Annotated in this window: 4 protein-coding genes; all 4 read left to right on the plus strand. The window is 73.4% G+C overall.

Annotated elements, in window-relative coordinates:
* The first annotated feature begins 166 nt into the window (after window positions 1-166).
* The gene (locus ACWEVO_RS28195; protein ID WP_452310521.1) at window positions 167-400 is read left to right on the plus strand and encodes a Rieske (2Fe-2S) protein; all 234 of its coding nucleotides are present in this window, start codon (window positions 167-169) and stop codon (window positions 398-400) included.
* Window positions 397-2124 carry a cytochrome bc1 complex cytochrome b subunit gene (gene qcrB / locus ACWEVO_RS28200; protein ID WP_452310518.1) on the plus strand — a complete coding sequence of 576 codons (1728 nt, stop codon included), beginning with the start codon at window positions 397-399 and terminating at the stop codon, window positions 2122-2124. Before ACWEVO_RS28195 ends, qcrB begins: the two co-directional genes overlap by 4 nt.
* Entirely contained in the window at window positions 2121-2609 is a 489-nt protein-coding gene (locus ACWEVO_RS28205) for a DUF421 domain-containing protein (protein WP_452310519.1), read from the plus strand. The genes qcrB and ACWEVO_RS28205 overlap by 4 nt, the downstream gene beginning before the upstream one ends.
* A 197-nt stretch (window positions 2610-2806) precedes the next feature.
* Window positions 2807-5762: FAD-binding and (Fe-S)-binding domain-containing protein (locus tag ACWEVO_RS28210; protein ID WP_452310520.1), on the plus strand; the 2956-nt coding region annotated here is incomplete at its 3' end.

A 5762-nucleotide genomic window follows, 5' to 3' on the forward strand; every position in this document is an offset into this window, starting at 1 on the left:
GGTCAAGGTCGACCCGGTCTCCATCCAGGGCCGGCTCGGCTCCACCAGCCGCGCGCCGCGCTGGGCGATAGCCGGCGACGCCCCCGCCTTCGCGGTACGGCTGCAGCCCGAGCGGTTCAGCCGCGCCCCCTCGGCCGGCCACCTGGCCGGGCTGGTCGTCTACTCCCTGCTCTGCACCCACGCGGGCTGCCCGGTTCGGCTCTACCTCAAGGGCACCGGTCGGGTGCTCTGTCCCTGCCACCAGTCCTCGTTCGACCTGCTCGCCGACGCCGCCCCGGTCGCCGGGCCGGCCGCCCGGGCGCTGCCCGGCCTGCCCATCGAGGTGGGCCCCGACGGCTACCTACGCGCCCGTGGCGACTTCACCGCGCCCCCCGGCGCCGGCTTCTGGAGCCGGCGATGATCCTCGACCGGCTGGCCCGCGCGGTGGACGACCGGCTGCGGCTCTCCCCGCTGACCCGCAAGGCGCTGGCGAAGGTGTTCCCGGACCACTGGTCGTTCATGCTCGGCGAGATCGCCCTCTACTCCTTCGTCGCGCTCGTCCTCACCGGCGTCTACCTGACCCTGTTCTTCGACGCCAGCTCCGCCGACCGCGTCTACCATGGCGCGTACGCCCCGCTGGACGGCACCACCACCTCCGCCGCGTACGCCTCCACCGTGCGGCTGAGCTGGGACGTCCGGGCCGGGCTGCTGATCCGGCAGACCCACCACTGGGCCGCCCTGATCTTCGTCGCGGCGATCCTGGTGCACCTGGTGCGGATCTTCTTCACCGGCGCGTTCCGCCGGCCCCGGGAGTTGAACTGGCTGGTCGGCGTCACCATGCTGACGTTGGCCCTGGCCAACGGCTTCACCGGCTACTCCATGCCCGACGACCTGCTCTCCGGCCTCGGCCTGCGGATCATCGTCTCGGTGGTGGAGTCGATCCCGCTGGTCGGCTCCTGGCTGGTCGCTCTCGGCCTGGGCGGCGAGTTCCCGTCCGACGAGATGATCCCGCGGATGTTCGTCACCCACGTGCTGCTGGTCCCCGCCGTGCTGGTCGCCCTCATCTCCGTGCACCTGGCGATGATCGTGCGGCAGAAGCACAGCCAGTTCCCCGGTCCGGGACGCACCGAGCACAACGTCGTCGGCTCCCGGCTCTACCCGAGCTACACCCTGCGGTCGGTGGCGCTGTTCCTCTGGGTGCTGGCGGTGCTGTTCGGCCTCGGCGGGCTCGTCCAGATCAACCCGGTCTGGCTCTACGGACCGTTCGCCCCCGCCCAGTCCACCTCACCCGCGCAGCCGGACTGGTACGTCGCCTGGGGCGACGGCGCGCTGCGGCTGTTCCCACCCTGGGAGATCCACATCGCCGGTCACCTGGTGCCGGCGCCGTTCTTCCCCGGCGTGGTGCTCGGCGGCGTCACCTTCCTCGCCCTGTACGCCTGGCCGTTCCTGGAGCGGTGGTGCAGCGGCGACCGCCGCGCCCACCAGCTGCTGGACCGGCCCCGCGACCACCCGGTCCGGATGGGCGTGGGCGTGATGGCCCTGACCTTCTTCGGCGTGCTGGTCGTCACGGCCGGGGACGACATCCTCGCCCGGCTGCTCCGGGTGCCCGTGTACGACCTGCTCAACCTGCTGCGCGTGCTGGCCCTCGTGCTGCCGGTGCTCGCCGGCGCGCTGGCCTTCCTGCTGGCCCGGGCGCTGCGTCGCGGCGACGCGGCCCGCCTCGGCGAGCTGACCCGGGCCGACCTGCGGGCCGGCCGCCAACCGGCGGACCGGAGCGACGCGGAGGCCGCGGCCGACGAGCCCGAACTGCCGGCGCCGGACCGCCCGGGGGAGCGGATCGAGGTGTGGCCCGACGGCGACGTGTGGCGGTGGCGCTACCGCGACGAGCCGGCCGGCGTGGCGATCCTGAGCAACCGCGCGGTGCTGAGCGAGCAGGAGGCCGCCGAGTCGGCCCGGCTCGCCTATCCGGGGGTCGACCACGTGGCGGTGCCCGGCCCGCCGCCGCCCCCGCTGCCGGGCCGGGTCCGTACGGCGCTGCGCCGGTGGGGCAACACGGCGCTGGGCGTCTCCCTGCTGGCGGCGGCCCTGCGGCAGCGGCGCGACCGACGGCGGGGCCGGGATGGGCACGGGCCGGAGCGGCGGTGAGCGCCGGCACCGCGCTGATCGGACACGTCGGCTGGCTGGGCTGGGTGGCGCTGAAGGCGTTCCTGCTCTACGTCACCGCGGTGATCGCGCTGCGCGCCGGCGGCCGCCGGACGCTGGCCGAGCTCTCCGCGTACGACTTCGTGGCCGCCGTGGCGGTGGGCGCGATCGTCGGACGGCTGCCGAGCGCGCCGGACTCGAGCTATCTGTCCGGTGTGGCGACCCTGCTGGCCATTCTGGCCGGGCATGCGCTGATCACCTGGGTGCGGCTCCGCCCCGCCGGCAGACGCCTGATCGAGAAGGGACCTGTGGTGATGGTCTCTCAGGGCCGGGTGCTCACGGGCAACCTGCACCGTGCCGGCATGACCCGGGGCGACCTCGACAGCCTGCTGCGGGAACACGGCGTGGCCGACCCGGCCGAGGTGCACCTGGCCGTGTTGGAAGGCGGGGGGCGCCTGTCGGTGCTGCGCCGGGAGGAGGGCGGGTGACGGCTCGGACGCACATCGGGAGATTGCCGGGCCCGACTGGTTTGCGGTCCGGGCGGCCGGGTAGCCGCCGAACTGTCCGCCCTCGTCCGCGGTGTCCGGTGTCCCCGGCGGTGGTCGGACGGGCCCACAGCGGTCGGACCGGCCCGGAGCGAGGAGGACGACGTGCAGCGGACAGTGCGCGAGAGGCTGGGGTGGCCGTGAGCGACGTCCTGCTCCCCCAACCGGTTCTGCGGCCACCCGAACCCGCCGGTGACCTCGACCTGACGGCGCTCGCGGCCGACCTGCGTGCGGAGGTCGACGGTGAGGTCCGCTTCGACGACGGTTCCCGCGCCGCCTACTCCACCGACGCCTCCAACTACCGGCAGATCCCGCTCGGCGTGGTGGTGCCCCGCACGGTGGAGGCGGCCGTGGCCGCCGTCGCGGTCTGCCGCCGCCACCGCGCGCCGCTGACCTCCCGCGGCGGTGGCACCAGCCTGGCGGGCGAGTGCACCAACACCGCCGTGGTGCTGGACTGGTCGAAGTACTGCCACCGGCTGCTCGAGGTCGACGAGCGGGCGCGGACCTGCCTGGTGGAGCCCGGCATCGTCCTGGACCAGCTCAACGCGCAGCTGGCACCGACCGGGCTGGAGTTCGGGCCGCGGCCGGCCACCCACAACCACTGCACCCTCGGCGGGATGCTCGGCAACAACTCCTGCGGTGCCACCGCCCAACGCACCGGCAAGACGGTCGACAACGTCGTCGAGCTGGAGGTGCTGCTGTATGACGGCACGCGGATGTGGGTGAGGGAGACCAGCGACGAGGAGTACGCCCGCGTCCAGCGCGACGGCGGATGCAAGGCCGAGATCTACCGGCAGCTGCGGGCGTTGCGCGACGAATACCTGGCCGACATCCGCAGCCGCTACCCGGACATCCCCCGCCGGGTCTCCGGCTACAACCTGGACAGTCTGCTGCCGGAGAAGAAGTTCCACGTCGCCCAGGCCCTGGTCGGCTCCGAGGGCACCCTGGTCACCATCCTGCGCGCCCGGCTGAAACTGGTGCCGGTGGTCAAGGCAGAAGCGATGGTGTTCCTCAGCTACCCGGACATCGCCGCCGCCGGTGACGACGTACCCGCCGTACTGGCGCACGATCCCATCGCCCTGGAGGGCATCGACGACAAGCTGGTCCGCTTCGAGCGGCGCAAGAGCCTGCACCCGCAGGCCCTGCACGAGCTGCCCCGGGGCGGTGCGTGGCTGATGATCCAGCTCGGCGCCGACACCCCCCAGCAGGCGCGCCGCGCCGCCGACCGGCTCATCGAGGCGGTCCGCCGCGACGGCGGACCGACCGTGCACGAGTTCGCCGATCCTGCCGACGAGAAGCGGATGTGGGCGGTCCGTGAGTCCGCGCTGGGCGCCAGCGCCCACGTCCCCGACGCGGAGAACGCCTGGCCGGGTTGGGAGGACTCGGCGGTCGCCCCGGAGCGGCTCGGTGACTACCTGCGTGACCTGCAGCAGCTCTATCAGGAGTACGGCTACGAGCAGGCCTCCCTGTACGGGCACTTCGGGCAGGGCTGCATTCACAGCCGCATTCCGTTCCGGCTGCGCACCGCCGACGGCGTGCGCGACTTCCGGTCCTTCCTCGAACGCGCCGCCGACCTCGTGGTCTCCTACGGCGGCTCGTTCTCCGGTGAGCACGGCGACGGGCAGGCGCGCGGCGAGCTGCTGCCCAGGATGTTCGGCGACCGGCTGATCCGGGCGTTCGGGCAGTTCAAGGCGATCTTCGACCCGGACGACCGGATGAATCCGGGCAAGGTGATGCCGCCGTACCCGCTGGACAGCCACCTGCGTCTCGGTGTGGATTACGACCACGGCGACGTGGCGACCGTCTTTCGCTACCCCAACGACGGCGGCAGCTTCGGGGAGGCGGTGCTGCGCTGCGTCGGCGTCGGCAAGTGCCGCCGGCACGAGGGGGGCGTGATGTGCCCCTCCTACATGGTCACCCGCGAGGAGGAGCACTCCACCCGGGGCCGCTCGCGGCTGCTGTTCGAGATGCTCGACGGCACTGCGCGGGGTGGCACCATCGGCGAGGGCTGGCGCTCGACGGCGGTGCGGGACGCCCTCGACCTCTGCCTGGCGTGCAAGGGGTGCAAGGCGGACTGCCCGGTCAACGTGGACATGGCCACCTACAAGGCCGAGTTCCTGTCCCACCACTACGCCGGCCGGCTGCGCCCCCGCCCGCACTACTCGATGGGCTGGCTGCCGCTGGTGGCCACCGCCGCCGCCCGCCTGCCGCGCACGGTCAACGCGCTGGCCCACGCCCCCGGCCTCAGCCGCCTGGCCAAGACGATCGGCGGGATCGACCAGCGCCGCGACATCCCGGTCTTCGCCCGTGAGTCGTTCCAGCCCTGGTTCGCCCGCCACACCCCGGCCGGCGACGGCGCCCGCGGCGACGTGCTGCTCTGGCCGGACACGTTCACCAACCACTTCCATCCGGGCGTCGCCCGCGCGGCGGTGGAGGTGCTGGAGGCGGCCGGCTGGCGGGTACGGGTTCCGGACCGGCCGGTCTGCTGCGGGCTGACCTGGATCTCCACCGGCCAGCTCGGCGTCGCCAAGCGGGTGCTGCGCCGCACGGTCGAGGTGCTGACCCCGTATCTGCGGGCCGGCACCCCCATCGTCGGGCTGGAACCCAGCTGCACAGCGGTGTTCCGCAGCGACGCCCACGAGCTGTTCCCGGACGACGACGACGTCACCCGACTGCGGGAACAGACCGTCACCCTCGCGGAACTGCTGCACGAGCACAGCCCGGGCTGGCAGCCGCCGCGGATCCCGGCGCACGCGCTGATCCAGACCCACTGCCACCACCACGCCATCCTGGGCACCGCCGCCGACCAGGCGGTCCTCGCCGCGGCCGGGGTCGACGCGGAGTTCCTCGACTCCGGGTGCTGCGGCCTGGCCGGCAACTTCGGCTTCGAGCAGGGGCACTACGAGGTCTCCGAGGCGTGCGCCGAACGGGTGCTGCTGCCCGCCGTGCGGGACGCCGCCGAGCGGGACGTCATCCTCGCCGACGGGTTCAGCTGCCGTACCCAGGTCGAGCAGAGCGCCCTCGCCGGCCGTACCGCCGTCCACCTCGCCGAACTCCTCCGCGCCGGCCTGCACGGCACCGGCGTGCCGCCCCGAC

The organism is Micromonospora sp. NPDC003776 (genome assembly GCF_053605645.1).

What these genes read in the sequence shown, in the direction of transcription:
- qcrB (WP_452310518.1), top strand. Translation starts at nt 397, where the DNA reads ATGATCCTCGACCGGCTGGCCCGCGCGGTGGACGACCGGCTGCGGCTC.